This window comes from Mesorhizobium sp. M0496 (genome assembly GCF_040321205.1).
In the GTDB taxonomy this organism is placed as follows: domain Bacteria; phylum Pseudomonadota; class Alphaproteobacteria; order Rhizobiales; family Rhizobiaceae; genus Mesorhizobium.
On record NZ_JAMYRC010000012.1, the window covers coordinates 1 to 15,487 of the forward strand.

At 59.1% G+C, this 15,487-nt stretch carries 13 protein-coding genes and 1 pseudogene; 9 read left to right on the top strand and 5 right to left on the bottom strand.

The features are described 5' to 3' along the window. Positions 1 to 141 precede the first annotated feature (141 nt). Both NKI73_RS13165 and NKI73_RS13170 read left to right on the top strand, forming a co-directional pair. Positions 142 to 696, top strand: a pseudogene (locus tag NKI73_RS13165) (type II toxin-antitoxin system HipA family toxin); the annotation flags it as partial. A gap of 310 nt (positions 697 to 1,006) precedes the next feature. Continuing rightward, positions 1,007 to 1,705: a GntR family transcriptional regulator gene (locus NKI73_RS13170; protein WP_352630208.1), complete on the top strand. Its 699-nt coding sequence runs from the start codon at positions 1,007 to 1,009 to the stop codon at positions 1,703 to 1,705. A gap of 170 nt (positions 1,706 to 1,875) precedes the next feature. On the opposite strand, the gene cysN is transcribed toward NKI73_RS13170, so the two are convergent. Beyond that, positions 1,876 to 3,903, bottom strand: coding sequence for a sulfate adenylyltransferase subunit CysN (gene cysN / locus NKI73_RS13180; protein WP_352630210.1), 2,028 nt, complete (start codon positions 3,901 to 3,903; stop codon positions 1,876 to 1,878). Between the two features lie 1,058 nt (positions 3,904 to 4,961). Here cysN and NKI73_RS13185 point away from each other — a divergent pair. Continuing rightward, a complete protein-coding gene (locus NKI73_RS13185) occupies positions 4,962 to 5,591 on the top strand; it encodes a LuxR C-terminal-related transcriptional regulator (RefSeq protein WP_352630212.1) in 630 nt (209 codons plus the stop codon). Positions 5,592 to 5,736: 145 nt separating this feature from the next. On the opposite strand, the gene NKI73_RS13190 is transcribed toward NKI73_RS13185, so the two are convergent. Then, positions 5,737 to 6,825, bottom strand: a complete 1,089-nt coding sequence (locus NKI73_RS13190) for a hypothetical protein (protein WP_352630214.1) — start codon at positions 6,823 to 6,825, stop codon at positions 5,737 to 5,739. A gap of 543 nt (positions 6,826 to 7,368) precedes the next feature. On the opposite strand from NKI73_RS13190, the gene NKI73_RS13195 reads away from it, so the two are divergent. Further along, positions 7,369 to 7,959, top strand: a complete 591-nt coding sequence (locus NKI73_RS13195; RefSeq protein WP_352630216.1) for a sugar transferase — start codon at positions 7,369 to 7,371, stop codon at positions 7,957 to 7,959. Between the two features lie 188 nt (positions 7,960 to 8,147). Here the strand turns inward: NKI73_RS13195 and NKI73_RS13200 are convergent, their stop codons facing one another. Beyond that, positions 8,148 to 8,396 (bottom strand): hypothetical protein, encoded by a 249-nt coding sequence (locus NKI73_RS13200; protein ID WP_352630218.1) that lies wholly within the window; start codon positions 8,394 to 8,396, stop codon positions 8,148 to 8,150. Positions 8,397 to 9,320: 924 nt separating this feature from the next. Here NKI73_RS13200 and NKI73_RS13205 point away from each other — a divergent pair. The 3 genes from NKI73_RS13205 (at position 9,321) to NKI73_RS13215 (ending at position 11,326) form a co-directional block, all read left to right on the top strand. Next, positions 9,321 to 10,472 (top strand): PqqD family peptide modification chaperone, encoded by a 1,152-nt coding sequence (locus NKI73_RS13205; protein ID WP_352630220.1) that lies wholly within the window; start codon positions 9,321 to 9,323, stop codon positions 10,470 to 10,472. Positions 10,473 to 10,555: 83 nt separating this feature from the next. Then, on the top strand, positions 10,556 to 10,846 hold the full coding sequence (locus NKI73_RS13210) for a hypothetical protein (RefSeq protein ID WP_352630222.1): 291 nt from the start codon (positions 10,556 to 10,558) through the stop codon (positions 10,844 to 10,846). Positions 10,847 to 10,855: 9 nt separating this feature from the next. After that, positions 10,856 to 11,326 (top strand): FkbM family methyltransferase, encoded by a 471-nt coding sequence (locus NKI73_RS13215; protein ID WP_352630433.1) that lies wholly within the window; start codon positions 10,856 to 10,858, stop codon positions 11,324 to 11,326. A 103-nt stretch (positions 11,327 to 11,429) separates the two neighbouring features. On the opposite strand, the gene NKI73_RS13220 is transcribed toward NKI73_RS13215, so the two are convergent. Continuing rightward, positions 11,430 to 12,221: an IS5 family transposase gene (locus NKI73_RS13220; protein ID WP_352630224.1), complete on the bottom strand. Its 792-nt coding sequence runs from the start codon at positions 12,219 to 12,221 to the stop codon at positions 11,430 to 11,432. Positions 12,222 to 12,665: 444 nt separating this feature from the next. On the opposite strand from NKI73_RS13220, the gene NKI73_RS13225 reads away from it, so the two are divergent. Together NKI73_RS13225 and NKI73_RS13230 are read left to right on the top strand one after the other, a co-directional pair. Then, the gene (locus tag NKI73_RS13225) at positions 12,666 to 12,908 is read left to right on the top strand and encodes a hypothetical protein (RefSeq protein ID WP_352630450.1); all 243 of its coding nucleotides are present in this window, start codon (positions 12,666 to 12,668) and stop codon (positions 12,906 to 12,908) included. A gap of 659 nt (positions 12,909 to 13,567) precedes the next feature. Beyond that, a complete protein-coding gene (locus tag NKI73_RS13230; RefSeq protein ID WP_352630226.1) occupies positions 13,568 to 14,035 on the top strand; it encodes a YihY/virulence factor BrkB family protein in 468 nt (155 codons plus the stop codon). 422 nt (positions 14,036 to 14,457) lie between these two features. Here NKI73_RS13230 and NKI73_RS13235 read toward each other — a convergent pair whose 3' ends face one another. Next, positions 14,458 to 15,474, bottom strand: a complete 1,017-nt coding sequence (locus tag NKI73_RS13235) for a nucleotidyltransferase family protein (protein ID WP_352630228.1) — start codon at positions 15,472 to 15,474, stop codon at positions 14,458 to 14,460. Positions 15,475 to 15,487 lie beyond the last annotated feature (13 nt).

The following is a 15,487-nucleotide window of genomic DNA, read 5'->3' on the forward strand; positions in this document are numbered from 1 at the left end:
GCTGGCGCAGCGGGCTGATCCGGGCATCGAGAATAGGATGGTGCATGGTCAGGCTCCTTGTTGAAGAAGCCCGCCATGCTCTGCTTCCGCCGAACGACGCTCAACGCGAGCGCGACGACCGGTTCTCGATCTCTACCTCATGGCTCCAGTCTTTCAGGCAATGATTTCGATCTGCTTGCAGCACTCGGCACCGATCTGCCAGGGGGCGTGCAGGCATTGCCTAGTGATGGCGCGATAGCGGTCCCGCAGGATGCGTCAAAAGATAAGCCCAAGGCTCGGTTCTCACTTGCCGGCGTGCAGATGAAGCTGTCGGTCATAAAGAACACTGGAAAAGGCGGCGGCCTGACCTTGCCGATGGACGACGAGCAAGGCCGATACATCGCCAAATTCCCTTCGACGGCGTTTCCAGGCATTTCCGAAAATGAATTCGCCAACCTCGCGCTGGCCGCAGCGATCGGCATGGAGGTGCCTGAACGCGAACTTGTCGAGAAGTCCGATTTCGCGGATATTCCCGAAGAATTCAACACGCTGTCAGAGGGCAAGGTCCTTCTCGTCAAACGCTTCGATCGCGGCGCTGAGGGCGAGAGGATTCACATCGAGGATTTCGCTCAGGTCTTCGGCGTCTATCCCTCGCGCAAATATGAGGGCGCCGCTTATCACGACTTAGCCTCGGCCCTTGGCGCGGCCGTCTCGCCTAAGCGTGAATTTCGCGGTCATAGTGAATGCTCCCCTGTAAGACCCTTTTCCGGGTCGGTTAACATGCCTTCGAGAAAGTGCATGCAATCGCCGTGCCAATTCTGAATACGAAATTTATCTAATAAATTCAGCATATACATGAAACATACCTGCTCACGTCAAAGGCAATTGCATGCACTTTTTGCCTTGAAAGTAGCCAGTTTGACAGGCAGATTAAAATAGAGGCATAAGCAGGGGATATCGATTCGACGGGCCGCTGAGCTGCCCAACGAGAAGACCAAACGGAGGAAACTTGTCGGGGAAGCGCAGCTTGACCAGGTCGGGCACGACTGTGGATCAGATGGTGAGGGCGATCGGTGACCGGATCGTCACCGGCTTCTTGCGCCCCGGCGAAAAGCTAGACGAGACCTCCCTCGCAGCGCGCTTCGACGTATCACGCACCCCGGTGCGAGAGGCGCTCGGCCAGCTGAGCGCCATGGGTCTGGTCGAAAGGCGGCCAAACCGCGGCGCCATCGTCGCCGTGGTGACGCAGGAGCATCTCGCCTCGATGTTCGAGAGCATGGCCGAGCTGGAAGCGATCTGCGCGCGCTTCTCGGCCGAGCGCATGACCAGCAGCGAGCGCCGCGCGCTCGAGGTCGAGCACCAGGCCTCGGCGCGGATGGTGCGTCTGGGCGCCGAGGAGGACTACGAGTACTTCAACACGGAGTTCCACAGCAGGCTTTATCGCGGCGCCCACAACGCACATATCTACGAAATGACCGTGATGACGCGCAGTCGGCTGGCGCCGTTCCGCCGAGCCCAGTTCATGCTGCCAGGCCGGCTCGCCAAATCCTGGCAGGAGCACGATGCCATCGTCACCGCGATCATGCGCGGTGACGGCGCCGCCGCCGGCAAGGCAGCGCGGGACCACGTTTCCATCGTCAGCGAGGCGAGCGCCGTCTTTGCCGTCGGCGACCAGCCGAAAGCCGCAAGCACGGCGCCGGTTACCCGCATACTGAGAACCACCTGACTGCAGCACCGGTACATAGCGTCGAAGATGGATTTGGCGCGACGAACGCATAGCGGTCGCTAAGTTTGACCCTTTGGCTGTCACGGGATCAGCCGGCGTGGAACACGCGCATCACCTCGCGCCCGGCCGCCAGTGCCAGCCGCTCCAAGATTTCGAGCATCGGCCTGTCGTCAGATGCCGCCGCCGCTGTCGTATTGGTCTTCGGCAATGTCGCGCTCATTCAGCCAGTGTTCCAGGGCGTCGACCATCTCCTCGGCCGATTTGCCGAGTGTCTTGAGATGGATCTCCGGGTTTTCCGGCGCTTCATAAGGGGAATCGACGCCGGTGAAATTCTTGATCTCGCCATTCAGTGCGCGCGCATAGAGGCCCTTGGGATCACGCCTGGCGCATTCCTCGAACGGCGTGTCGACAAACACCTCGATGAACTCGCCGTCGGCCATCAATTCGCGCGCCATGCGCCGTTCGGCGCTGAACGGCGAAATGAACGACACGATGACGACCAACCCGGCATCGGCCATCAGTCGCGCCACTTCGGCGACGCGGCGGATGTTCTCGACGCGATCGGCGTCGGTGAAACCAAGATCGCGGTTGAGGCCGTGCCGGACGTTGTCGCCATCCAGGATATAGGTGTGGCGGCCGGTGGCGAACAGCTTCTTTTCGAACAGGTTGGCGATGGTCGATTTGCCGGAGCCCGACAGCCCGGTGAACCAGAACACGGCGGGCCGCTGGTTCTTCATGTCGGCGCGCACACGTTTGCCGACATCGAGCGACTGCCAATGGATGTTTTCGGCGCGGCGCAGCGTGTGCAGGATCATGCCGGCGCCGACCGTGGCGTTGGAGATGCGGTCGATCAGGATGAAGGCGCCGGTGGTGCGGTTCTCGGCGAAGGGATCGAAGGCGATCGGCGTCCGCGTCGAGATGTTGCAGATGCCGACTTCGTTCATTTCGAGCGACTTGGCCGCCTCATGGGCAAAGTCGTTGACGTTGATCCGGTATTTCAGGTCGGTGACGGTGGCGCTGGCCTGGTCGGTCTCGGTGCGCAGGATGTAGGAGCGGCCGGGCAACAGCGCATGCTCGTCGAACCAGACGATGTTGGCGGCGAACTGGTCGGCGACCTGCGGCCGTGCGGCCGGCGAAACCAGCATGTTGCCGCGTGAGATCTCGACCTCGTCGTCAAGGACCAGCGTGATGGCCTGGCCGGCAGCCGCCTGGGCAAGGTCGCCGCCATACGAGACAATCCGCTTGACGCGCGAGGATTTGCCCGACTTGGCGACGACGACCTCGTCGCCGGACGCAACCGAGCCGGAGGCGATCGTGCCGGCAAAACCGCGAAAGTCGAGATTGGGGCGATTGACATACTGGACCGGAAACCGGAACGGCAATTCAGCCACCGCCTCATCGACCGACACGGTTTCGAGATGCTCGATCAGCGTCGGGCCGGAATACCATTCCATGCTTTCGGAGCGGCGGCTGACATTGTCACCGTAACGGGCCGACATCGGGATCGGCACCATGGTCTGAAAGCCGAGATCGCGCGAGAATTGCCGGTAGTCTTCAACGATCCGCGCGAAGACCGCTTGGTCGAATCCGACGAGATCGATCTTGTTGACGGCCAGCACGATGTGGCGGATGCCGAGCAGCGAGGCGATGATCGAGTGGCGCCTCGTCTGGCGCAGCACCCCTTGCCGGGCATCGATCAGCACGATCGCCAGGTCGGCGGTCGAGGCACCGGTCGCCATGTTGCGGGTGTACTGCTCGTGGCCGGGCGTGTCGGCGACGATGAACTTGCGCTTCGGCGTGGCGAAGAAGCGGTATGCGACATCGATGGTGATGCCTTGCTCGCGCTCGGCCTCAAGGCCATCGACCAGCAGCGCGAAGTCGATGTCGTCGCCGGTCGTGCCATGCTTGCGCGAATCGCGTTCGAGCGCGGCGAGCTGGTCTTCGAAAATCTGCTTGGTGTCGGAAAGCAGGCGCCCGATCAGCGTCGACTTGCCGTCATCGACGGAACCGCAGGTCAGGAAGCGCAGCAGCGACTTCTTCTCTTGCGCCGCCAGATAGTCGCGAACGCTCCTCGCGGCGGAAAAGGACAGGTCAAGGATTGGCGTCCGGCGATCCTCATCCACGGCAGTCGGACGCGATGCAATCCGAAGGCGGGCCTGCGCTGCGCCGAGCGATCCGATCTGGTTCCTGATGGACATGGCCGTCTCCAACCCTATCACCGGCTGTCTTCTCACGATCTGCGCTTCTGCAAGAGTCAGGTAAGAAGACTGCTGGATCGTTATACGCCTGGGCCCGCGTCTGTGAAATGGTCCAATCAGGTCAGGTTCGCCTGACGCTGCAACAGGATCATCATGAATCAAGGACAAAGTCGTTGCCGCGAGCTCCGACTTGGAGCTCGTCCGCCGCTGGGCAAATGTGACCCGTAACGGGTCAGTACGTCTGGCACCGCAATTGCGTTGACTGATGTGTGGGCTGGGGCGAGGGCTCGTCGCCTCGCAAATGGGGTGGCGGGCCTTTAGTCAACGAGGAGTTCTGATGGAGCGGCCCGGCACCCGTTGTTGGGATGGGGCTAGGACGCCGGGCCTAACCGACGGGCAGTTTGTGAGAAACGGCGCCGGGGCTGGGGACTATATGCGCTCACGCCGAGCACGCGCAAAGCATACGAACGGAGTACGAGAGCCACAATTCGGGGGTCAACCGATAGCCGATAAGCCGGTGAGCTCGTTGGTGGTCGAGGCAGAACTGGTCAACCTGCGATCTCAGTTCGGGCGATCTTGAGTTCGCCTTAATAGTGTCGCGTGACGAGATACAATCACAGATTGCAATACTTTCAGGTATATTAGCTATCTGAGATATAATTGCCAAATTGTTAACCAGGATTAATGCGTCTTTTCCACAGCATCGTAGTATGCCCTCCAGGTTGGGTTACCTCCATAGGGTGGGGAAGCCATACGTCGGTGCGTTGGGACGGCGTATGCCCTACTCCTTGAATCCAATCTTCAGTCAACATCTAGTCAGCCTGACGGACGATGAGCGTATCAGTTCACGCCTTTGACATGCTTTGCGAGGGAGCCAAACCAAAGAGGAGAAAAGCAAGTCAGCGCGATGGAGAGGAGTAGGTAAAGCGATGGCACACCCCCAAATTTCCGATTTTTGGAATGACGCAACAAGACCGTTACACAATGGACATCTGCCGGACGCGAATGGTCTTGGCAGGTCCGATCTCGATGAAGGACGTCCAAGCGAAGGCTTGGTCATGATTGTCGACAAGCGGGCGCTTGAGCGTGAATGCCTTGCGCGCGGCCTTATCGAACACAATCCCACTTTGCGCGTTAGCGCGGTAGGATCGCTTGACGAAATCCAGCACATTGCCGGGGACGAGGAGCCATCCGCGATCCTCGTAATTCTTGGCGCCAGGAAGGTCACGGACCAGAGTGTTCGGGCGGAGCTTGCGCACGTCATTTCCGAGTATGGCACCGTGCCCGTAATCGTCGTGGTGGATTCCGACGAGCCGGGGGAAATTCTCGCGGCTCTCGAATGCGGCGCCCGAGGCTACATTCCCACAAGCGTGAAGGTGAAGGTCGCTGCCGAGGCCATTGGTCTCGCTCGTGCCGGAGGGATCTTTGTACCCGCCAGCTGCGTGCTGGCGCTTCGAGAGGTCATCCACTCGACCGCAAACGGTGCCCGTCCGCTCACCGGCATGTTCACCACACGCGAGGCTGCGGTTGTGGAGGCGCTCAGGACAGGCAAGGCGAACAAGATAATCGCCTACGAACTCAACCTCTGCGAGAGCACCGTCAAGGTCCACATCCGAAATATCATGAAAAAGCTCAAGGCTACGAACCGCACCGAGGTAGCGTACAAGCTTAGACAGATGTTGCTTTGAGGGCCGCCTCGATCGGTCTTTGCCTGGCCGGTTCTGGCCATGCAACTGCCGGATACGTTAAGGGCGGGCCCCACAGGTTCGTCGTTCTGAACTAAGGTTTCGAAGGTCGATGGTCCCGTCCGAGCGTTTTCGCGAAACGGGCTCGCTAGGCGTGTGTCCAGGCACGTTCCTGGCCAACCGTCGCGGACGCTGCCGTTACGAGAAATCCAACGCTGTCCTCTCCAAGCTCCGCGCCCCGATATGCGGCTTCGGCGGCCTTCAGCCCACCTGTCAGTCTGCGGACCATTGGAGCCGGTCCGAGTACGTCAAGTGGAAGGCCCAGCTGACCACTGGTGGGCCGTTTCGGTGGCCAGATCCTGAGGCCGAAATAGCTGGCGGCCGAGCGATCGACCCCGCCGCTGAATTGCACCAGCAGCGCCTGGTGAGAGTTCCGGGCAATACGGCCCAGGCAGTTGATGTCCATCGGTGGTTTGTCAGTTGGCCTCATCGCGACCACGATCACATCCCATGCATCGTCGGTCAGGAGCATGGGGTGCGAAAAAACACTTACTCTCGCCCCACCCTCGCGTAGCGTATGCTCAAGGGACGATGCACAGGGCGTGTCGCAGACGATGGCGAGCCTCGCGGCACGTTGAACGACACCAGCATCGCCGAGCAAGACGCAGCATAACCGCGCGAATTCCGGCAGCAGGTCTATGGCTGGGTGGCTGAGATTGGGGGCCGCAACTTTGATGCCGGCCTCATCACAGGCGTCGAAGTCCACAAAGCCCGGCCGAAGCTCCCATGGTTCAGCCATTAGCGAAACCACCGCATGGGAGGGTAAGAGTTCGATGAGCGATCTCGAAATCGGCCCGACCTCGAGACAGTTCGTGACGAGGTCGACGTCCTGCCATTTGCGGCTGTCGATGCGGTTCGTCACTTCAACGCGTTTGGAGACCTTGGCGTGTTTGGCAAATGCCAACGTCGCCTCTGCAGCTGCCGCCAGGCTCGGATGTCTGGACGATATGCGGGTGAGCGCAACGACACGGTCGGCATTGGCGAGCGCCGCCGCTGTGGCTGTCACCACTTGATATCCTGTCGTGGCGCCAACGACCACGGTGAGGCCGGAGAGATCGAGATCAAGCAAGGCTATTTGCTTGCGCACGATAGCAAGCATTTCGGCAAGGTCGATCTCGGGAACACGAGCAAACGACGTTCCGGCAAAATCATGTGGTAAAGGCATCAAGCTGGGCACTATGTTGCGCGCTCCACTATCAAATAGGCCTGCGATGTCGTTTAAGCGGACCAACCGCCCTGCCGGATCTTGTCTCGGCGCGATGCATGTGCATTTCCCACATTGTTTTGACGGATGCCTTTGCGGCCTCGCGCATTTAGCAAACGTGGTTCCTGTATCGCCACGAGCGTGACTGCCTGGATTGGTTGCCACTCTGATCTCTTGGTGGCTGAGCCAAGTCCAATGCAGGCTCTGGCAATACATCCGAACCTGCCTGAACTGCTACCGCAGCAAACGGATGCTAGGTGATACGCCGTTTGGTCAGAAGGCTTACAGACGCTACGCCAGCGACGCGCGGATCAGGCTAAGGGGTAAAGAGCGCCGAGTACGCCGCTACCTCCTTTGCTTCTCTTGCGAAGAATGACAAGCCGCTGTGAAGTTGGGCACACCAACAGCGTTTCTTGGTGAAATCCCGTGACAATCAGCGCATTTGACATAAAGCGCCGCAGAGCCGGCATCCACATCGGCCAAAACCTCCGTCCGCTTGGAGGCCGGCCCAAAAGAATGATGGACATGATTGTCGCATTGATAGCGCTTGTCCTTGCTGCTCCGGTCATGTTGGTGGTTGCCCTTTTGATATTGGTGACTGACGGGGGACCGGTGGTGTTCTCCCATACCCGGGTCGGGTTCAACGGCAAGCGCTTCGCCTGCTACAAATTCAGGACCATGATCGCGAACTCGGAGCGGATCCTGGCCGACTATCTCGCCAGCAATCCCGAAGCCGCCAAGGAGTGGAAGCAGAATTGGAAATTCAAGAAGGACCCGCGCATCACATTCCTGGGGCATATTCTCAGGAAATCGAGCCTGGATGAGCTGCCTCAACTCATCAACGTGCTGCGCGGCGAGATGAGTTGCGTCGGCCCTCGTCCGGTCATTCCCGACGAACTTCAACGTTACGGCTCCTGTGCGATCGATTATCTAAAAACCCGACCGGGGCTAACCGGCCTGTGGCAGGTGACCGGCAGAGACGCAATGGATTATCCCAGTCGTGTCTCTATCGACAGCCGCTATGTGCGGGAATGGTCCCTATGGGCCGATGTCGCTATTCTCGTCCGGACTGTCGTCGCGGTGATGAAATTCGACCAAGCGTCTTGAGTAAAGCGCGTCGCAGCGAAACGGATTCAGGCGACGCGCTTTAAGTCCTTGTTTTGATGCATGTCGTTCTCCAAAACCGCTGCGCACTTTTGGGCGACATGCATTGGCGAGAGAAAGGCAGCGAACCCTATCGGTGTGGCTGCGTCGAACACGTCCGGCGCCGGCGACAACACGGCAGCCGCGGTCCGTCATGGCTCATGGGTGAGGCCGCGACGCCACACGACGCCAAGGAGAACGCCGAGCAGGTAGGCGCACTGCAGCGTGACAACGAAAAGCAGGATCGAAAGCAGACGGTCCCAGTCAAGCAAGCTGCCGATGCCGCCTGCAACGGCGCTGATCAGGACAATCACCGCGGTCGTGACGATGAGTGCCGGTGCTCGAACACGAAATCCGAGCAAAATGCCGGTCCCGCCGACGGCGATTAAGCCCCAAAGCACGGCGTTCTCCTATGGTGTGGAAGACTCAGTGCCACGCCCAAGTCTCGCACATCTCAGAATCCGTACCAATACCCAATCCGGCAGCACTGCCTGACCTGCTCCTGATCAGGCGGCAGGAATCGCCGCGCCGCCGCCGCTTGCACAAAAGGCGTAGGACATCTTCTCCCAATGGACGCTTTTTCGCTCATTTCCTTGTCTATCCGCGCAGCCTACGCTGCATGAAATAGGTGCGCGGAACATTCACCCGCGGTGCGGCAGCGCGCCTTTAATCCCGCGTTGGTGCGCAGTTGCTGCGTAGCGCTTTCAGCGTGACGCCCATCTGAGCCCTGGTCAGCGTCGTTGCCTGTGCCGAAACTGCAAAACGCCTTCATCGGGCCGAAGCGGCCTTGGCGACTGCCGTTCTGGCGACATCCGGTTGCATCATCGTTCTGTCGCTGCTGTCGATGCTCTACGCACGATGTGCGCGGTTTTCACGCAGGTGTTGGGCTTCGCCATAATTCCAGCGGTCGCAGAGGGATCACAGGATCGGTTTTTGCGCTGGCTTCGGCGAACATCCGTGGGTTCCGTCGCCTTGAAAGAACCTAGCGGCTTGCGATTGAAAGCCAGACAACATGTTGCTGTGGCTACCCGATGAGCCAATCCTGTCCGCATTGTCGCTGCCGCCGTCCGGTTTCAGGGTGCTGACGGGGGCTGACGCGCGCGAACACTGGAACAAGGCGCATCTCCAGTGGGTCGCGGCACATCAGAACGTGGCCCGGTTTCTCCGACGAAGCGCTGCGAGAAGTCGCATCTGTCGGCGAGCTGATTGGACAAAATGGAAGTCCTGCCGAGAGGGCATTGCCGCATCACCCGTTGAACACACCTGCTTTGCAACAACAGCTTGGACCGTCATCGCGTTTCGGCAGGCGGGGAGGGGGCTATCCGATGAATCAGCACGAGCCGGTTAAAAGAACGGCGGCGCTCAGCCTCGCCGCTCACAGTCGTGCGACGTTTGTGACCCAGGGGCGGCTGGTACGCCTCAGAGGGCAAAATATTCTGTTCAGTCCATCTCGGCAGGCCATTTTCGCCGTCAACGATACTGCTGCCGAGATCTGGCGCTCCCTGGAAGGAGGCATGCCGCTGGACGCCATCTCGGGCGAGATGGCGCGCGCTGGCGTTGATAGGCCCGAGGCAAACAGGCACGTCGAGGCTGCGCTAAGGGATTGGCAACGGCTGAGCCTGATACGGCCCCAGGCGCCGTTGTCCGCATCAGCTCATGAGACTGTGAGTCAGGTGGTCGCCATTGCGGGCCTTAACATGCGCATCGTCTACTCCGCAGCCTGCGCTTTTCCCGCGATCGCCGCATTCCGGCATCTCGAGGTCCGAAGCGAGACTGCTGACGTTCTACTCCAGCCGGTCGAGCATGAAGGGCAGGTCCACTTGTTCCGGGATGGCGACTGGGTTCTCTCCTGCTCGCCCGACGAATTGGCCGTCATGCTGAAAGGGCAATTGCTGATCGAGGTTCTCGATCGCGGCGCCTACGAGCTTGCTCTGCACGCGGCTGCGCTTCTCAGAAATGAACGCATCGTGCTTCTTTGCGGCAACCCGGGCGCAGGCAAGACAACGCTGACCGTGGCGTTGATGCATGCTGGATTCGGTTTCGCTTCCGACGATGTCACGCTGCTGGACTCCCGGGCGCACGGCGTGGGTTTGCCGTTTGCCCCCGCTGTCAAGGCGGGAGCATGGCCGCTTCTGGCCGAACACTACCCCGACCTCGATGCTATTCCGGTCTGTCGCCGGCCGGACGGCCGGCGTGTTAGGTTTGCCGTGCCCAAGGAGTTCCTGCCGCGCCCGCCCGTGCCAATCGGCTGCGTGATCCAGCTCCGTCGAAGCCGCGACGCGAAGGCTTGCCTGGAGCCGATCGAGCCAGCCAGCGCATTGCGCGTCCTGCTCAATGGCGCGTCCGCACGCGGCCAAGAGCTGAATGCCACCGCCTTCGACACATTGACCCGAGTCATCGGATCTGCGGGCACCTATTGCCTGACCTATTCGAAGCTCGATGATGCGGTAGAGCTGATCACGAAAGCATGCCGATGATGCGCAGGGGGCAACGCACCGGATGCAAAGATTAACGTGACAACTTGATATACTCCCAACCATCCATAGCGGAGGAGCCATCTATGAAAATTGGCAATCGTTCCCTAGTAGCGATCGGATCGGCCCTGCTGCAGGCGCGACACTATACAGCCGCCGTTAACATGATAAGAACTTACGACCGCCCGGCAGAACTAGCCTTCCGCTACGTTTTAGCATCGGGGAAATATCCGGCTTCCATTGCACTGAAGACGCCCCTTGGACCGTTGACCCTGACTGCATACACACATCACGACATATTGACAGTTAACGAAATTTTTTGCCGGATAGACTATCCGGCAACTGGTAGAGATACCATCATCGTAGATTTCGGGTAAAATATCGGCATATCAGCGGCTTGGTTCTTGACCCGCTCGCCCGATTCTTTCGTCTACGTCTATGAGCCACTTGGTTTCAACATCGAAAGACTGCGCCAGAATTTGGCTCGGTTTGAAGGCCGTTACAAGCTGCACCCTATCGCAGTCGGGACAACAAACGGCACTGTGGAATTCGGCTGGGAGGAAACAGGCCGATACGGCGGGGTCGGCATGAAAACCGGAAATTACATCTCCGTGCCGTGCGTTGACTCCAATACGGTTCTTGGGGAGGCGATTGCAAAACATGGCGGCATCGACATCCTGAAGATTGATATCGAAACCATGGAACGGGAGCTCACCGAGCGTATTCCATTCGAGTTCGCTAAGCACATCCAGCGCATTTACGTGGAAAAAAGTTTCGATCCGAATCCGCTCGGAAGGACCCACGATTACAGGCAGTATGGAAGCGTAGCGCAGTTCACCCTCCGGGGCGGGAATTGATCCTGCCGGAACCTGCTTATGCTGCCGAGCATCTTCCCCTTTCGTCAGCAAAGAACCTAGGTTTACATTCGGCGCTCGGCTGTCTGAGAGTCCGCGCCGAAACTCACCGGTGTCGCGCGATTCGCCGCACAAGGATCATGACGGCCGCTGCATAGAGGAAGGCTGTTGCCGATTCGATGCTGGCCTCGGCGTCCTTCCATAGCCGCCTGTTGCGGCTGATCCAGGCAAAGAAGCGCTCCACAACCCAGCGTCTCGGTTGCACGGTGAAGCCGACCTGATCGGGTTTTCTTTCAACGATCTCGACAGCGATCGAGGTGGCCTCGGCCACACGCGGTCCCTGATATCCGGAATCGGCGAACACCTTTCGGATAAAGGGGAATGGTCGCCGCGAGAGGTCCAGGACCGGCGCCGTCGCGATCTGGATGCTGGTGGGATGCGGATAAAGGACAAGAGCCCGACCGTCGGTGTCGACCAGCGCATGGCGCTTGCGGCCTTTGATCTTCTTGCCGGCATCATAGCCGCGCGGCCCGCGACTCTCGCAGGTCTTTACGGTCTGGCTGTCAATGATGGAGGCCGTGGGTGAGGCCTCTCGGCCGCAACGTTCGCGATCCAGCATCAGGAGCTTGTGGTTGATCTTCTCGAAGAGGCAGGTGTCGCGGAACACGCAAAACCAGCGAAACACCGTGCTTTTCGGTGGAAAATCCGATGGCAGAAGACGCCATCCGATCCCGCCGCGCATGACGTAGAAGATCGCGTTCACGATCTCGCGCAATGGCCATTTGCGCGGTCGCCCCGTCGGGCGCACCGTGGGCATGAGTGGTGCGATGTCCATCATGTCGGTTTCGTAACGCAGGCTTTCGCGGTTATGCTGGCGGCGAGTAGCTGGCGTCCACATCAGGTCTCTCCAATCAGGCTTCGACAACCCGTTGGAATCACGACCGCGCCAGCTGCTCAACCCTTCGGCGAGATCACTATTGAAGGACATGTTTTTGTATGGATGTAGATCCACACGAATCCACTAACCCATTGAACTAGATTTATATAAATCATGGCAAAGACGGCTATCGCTCGCCTTGCTTGGCTTGGGCGGGATACGGAAAAACGTGATACAAATTTCCGAAGCGCCCACCACCATGATCGCTGATGATCGGCGGCCGAATCGTACCTCCCCCGCAAGCATCGCCCGTTTAAAAACCAAGGGCTCTGGGGCTCTGGCGGGCAGAGCCACCGCTCCAAAACTTTCGAGAAGGGCTCTAAGCCTTTTGGTGAACTAGTACGCCCGTACTGGGAAGAATAGGGTAAGTCTGCGAAATCTTGGAACGCTTGTGGGAGGTTTGACATGCCAACCGAAAAGACAAAATGCTCGCAACTGACGCAGGAAACTCTGGTTTCAGAGTCTCAGGCGCGCCGGGACTTTCTCAAGAAGGCGGGGCGTTTTGCTGCGGTGACACCGCCAGCCATAACGCTTCTGCTCGGCACAAGCTTGAGCTCAAAGGCGATCGCCAAATCGGGAGGATCACGCCCGGGCAACGGCTGGGGAGACAAGAACCATATTCACCTTGGCCCTCCCGGCCAAGTGTAAGCTCCTTGATCATCACGGTCGCTGAAAACAGCGTTTTGAGGACGTAGGGCTTTAGAGTCCCCAATAGGGGATCTGTAAACTCCACGCCTTTAGGCGGCTGGGATCGCAGCGCATTGTGTCCGACAGCCGAGCTTTCTAGGATGAAGATGTCGACCGAGCTATGAGATTCATGGCGTAGCACAGAGGTCCAATAAGTCCTTGCGCGATGCAGGGTTCGATATCGCCGGTATTTCGTGCACCGCTACTATGGACCGCGAACGCTCGATCGCGACCACCGCATCTCCGCGCCGACAGTGAAAATAAAACATCGGAGTCATGGAACTTTTATAGCCGACGGAAAATGCGCCTTTTCTCAACAGGATTTGGAGCATTGGACGGATCACGTTGGTGCCAAGCAATTGCATCCATGACCGCTGCAACATGCGGGCCATCGCGGGTGGGGACAGTCGGTCCCGCGTCCCGACCTGCGGCCGGCTATGCTGACGCTCCTGCGGCTATCCCGTTAACCGCCCGCGGCGGGGGCGAATTTCCTCCGTCCAGCGCGCGACAATCGTCCGCTATTGCGGACGCGCGCGGGACTTCGGTTTATAGGCCGGTTCTTTAAGGCGCCGGTCTTGCCGGCGCGCGATCGGAACATCGCGAGTTCTGGGGCATTGGTGATGGACGCCATTGTAAATGCCGACGGATTCAGGCGGATTCAAGAGATGCGACGCTCGATCACGAATGTCTGGGATCTGGTCAAAGAAAGCGTGGTCGGGTTCGTCAACGACAATGCTCTTAGTCACGGCGCGGCAATGGCTTTTTACGCCACCACATCCCTGGCACCAATTTTGCTGATCGTGGTCGCAATTGCAGGTCTCGTTTTTGGTCACGACGCTGCCCAATTGGCGTTACCCGCTCAGATTTCGGGGCTGATGGGGCCAGAGAGCGCAAATCTCCTTCAAGCCGCGCTGGAGAGCGCATCAAGCAGGATATCCGGAAGCTGGGCCGCGATGATCGGAATAGTCACCTTGTTGGTGACTGCGTCGGGCATCTTCGGCGAAATGCAGCAATCGCTGAACATGATATGGAAGGTTGAAGCTCAGGGAAGTTCGTTGTCGCGCCTGGTTCGCGCCCGCGTTATGTGACCCTACCGCATCATTCGAATAGCGCGGCAGCTTATCCACTGTCAAAAGTGTTTTTCAATGAAAGAAGCTAACGCGAATGGCGGGTGGTGGTATGAACGCTGGCCGAGCGGAACAGATGACCGCAAAATCCGTCTGAGGCCAAATCTGCCTACAGTGGGATTGCGAAGGCCGGCGCCAGCTGTAGGCGCAGTTGATGGCAGGAGGTAGTGCGGCGGACCTCGCTGAGACTTGGCGCTACCTCTTTTGCTCGCCTATTCGTGCAGCAAGCCTCAGGGTCACCAGAGGCGCATCGATCGAATTCAAGCGAGCTTCTCCAGCGTGATCGAAGGCTTCGAATGGTTTGCCGGTCGCGTGGAAGACTGCACCCAGGCCCGGCTGGCATGCGGCCAAGAACTTGTGGGCCATGATGAGCGGAGGGAATTTCAATAGGGCGGCGCACCCACCAATCGGCTGAATCTCATGATGTATCTCATTGCCCGAACGGGCCGCACCAGCACCGCACGGTCAATCGCGGCGTATTTCTTTTCCTCGAAAAGCATAGTCTGCCGGTGGTAGAGCAGGTGGTAGAACGCGCCTCGACGAGGAGCTGCATAGTCGTCGAACTGACAAAGCCGCGCCAAGTTTTCCAGATAGAGGCCCAAGGCGAGCTTCCTGGCGCGGGACTGGAACCGGGAGCGAACCAGTTCCCAATCGACCAGTTCCCGGCGGCATATCTCGCGCGCGTCGAGGAGATGTCTTAGATGCAGCGTTCCGAACAACAGTCCCCGATCTTGAATCATGTCGTGTCCGATCAGGAAGGAGAGCCGGTCGGCCGGAGCAAGGATTCTTGCATGCAAGGATCCAAGCGTGACATCTTCCGCATCGCGCGACATGTCTTCTACCGGCATCGCCTCCCATGTCCCAGGCGCGGCGCCATGGAGGTGCACCATCGCGATGAAACCGTCCTTGACGAGCTTTGCGATCGTGTGGCGGCTGGGTCCCTCCTCGCAGCGAAGATAGCCCACCTGTGTGAGGGCTTGCAGACCGCGTCCGGATTCATGAGGGCAAAGCAGGATGTCCAGATCGGCGATCATGCGAGCTGCCGAGAACGCATCGTCGGACTTCACCAAGCTGCAGGCACCCGTCAGAAGGATAGGTGATATTCCGGCGGCGTTCAGAGTTTTGAGCAGGTCTTCCAGCTGCTCCGTCAGGTGCTTGTTTCGAGCCTCATTTAATTGATGAATTTCCTGCCAATAGCTCAGGAAATCCATTTGCTGCTGCGTATCCGGCCTATGTCCGACCATTGCAACAAAGAGCTGCGGCGTGACCAGATGCCTGTTCGTGAGATCGGTAATGCCGGCGAGATCAGTTGGAAAAGAGCTCGTGCCCTCCAGACATCCGGCGAGTGTCTCCAAATGACAGATGGCAACTGGTTTCCGCACCTTGCTCAAGAGGGTCATTGTCTCGGTCCAG

Coding starts and splice junctions, on each gene's coding strand:
- cysN (WP_352630210.1), bottom strand. CDS start 3,903: ATGTCCATCAGGAACCAGATCGGATCGCTCGGCGCAGCGCAGGCCCGC.
- NKI73_RS13185 (WP_352630212.1), top strand. CDS start 4,962: ATGATTGTCGACAAGCGGGCGCTTGAGCGTGAATGCCTTGCGCGCGGC.
- NKI73_RS13195 (WP_352630216.1), top strand. CDS start 7,369: ATGATGGACATGATTGTCGCATTGATAGCGCTTGTCCTTGCTGCTCCG.
- NKI73_RS13205 (WP_352630220.1), top strand. CDS start 9,321: ATGAATCAGCACGAGCCGGTTAAAAGAACGGCGGCGCTCAGCCTCGCC.
- NKI73_RS13210 (WP_352630222.1), top strand. CDS start 10,556: ATGAAAATTGGCAATCGTTCCCTAGTAGCGATCGGATCGGCCCTGCTG.
- NKI73_RS13220 (WP_352630224.1), bottom strand. CDS start 12,221: ATGTGGACGCCAGCTACTCGCCGCCAGCATAACCGCGAAAGCCTGCGT.
- NKI73_RS13225 (WP_352630450.1), top strand. CDS start 12,666: ATGCCAACCGAAAAGACAAAATGCTCGCAACTGACGCAGGAAACTCTG.
- NKI73_RS13230 (WP_352630226.1), top strand. CDS start 13,568: ATGGACGCCATTGTAAATGCCGACGGATTCAGGCGGATTCAAGAGATG.
- NKI73_RS13235 (WP_352630228.1), bottom strand. CDS start 15,474: ATGACCCTCTTGAGCAAGGTGCGGAAACCAGTTGCCATCTGTCATTTG.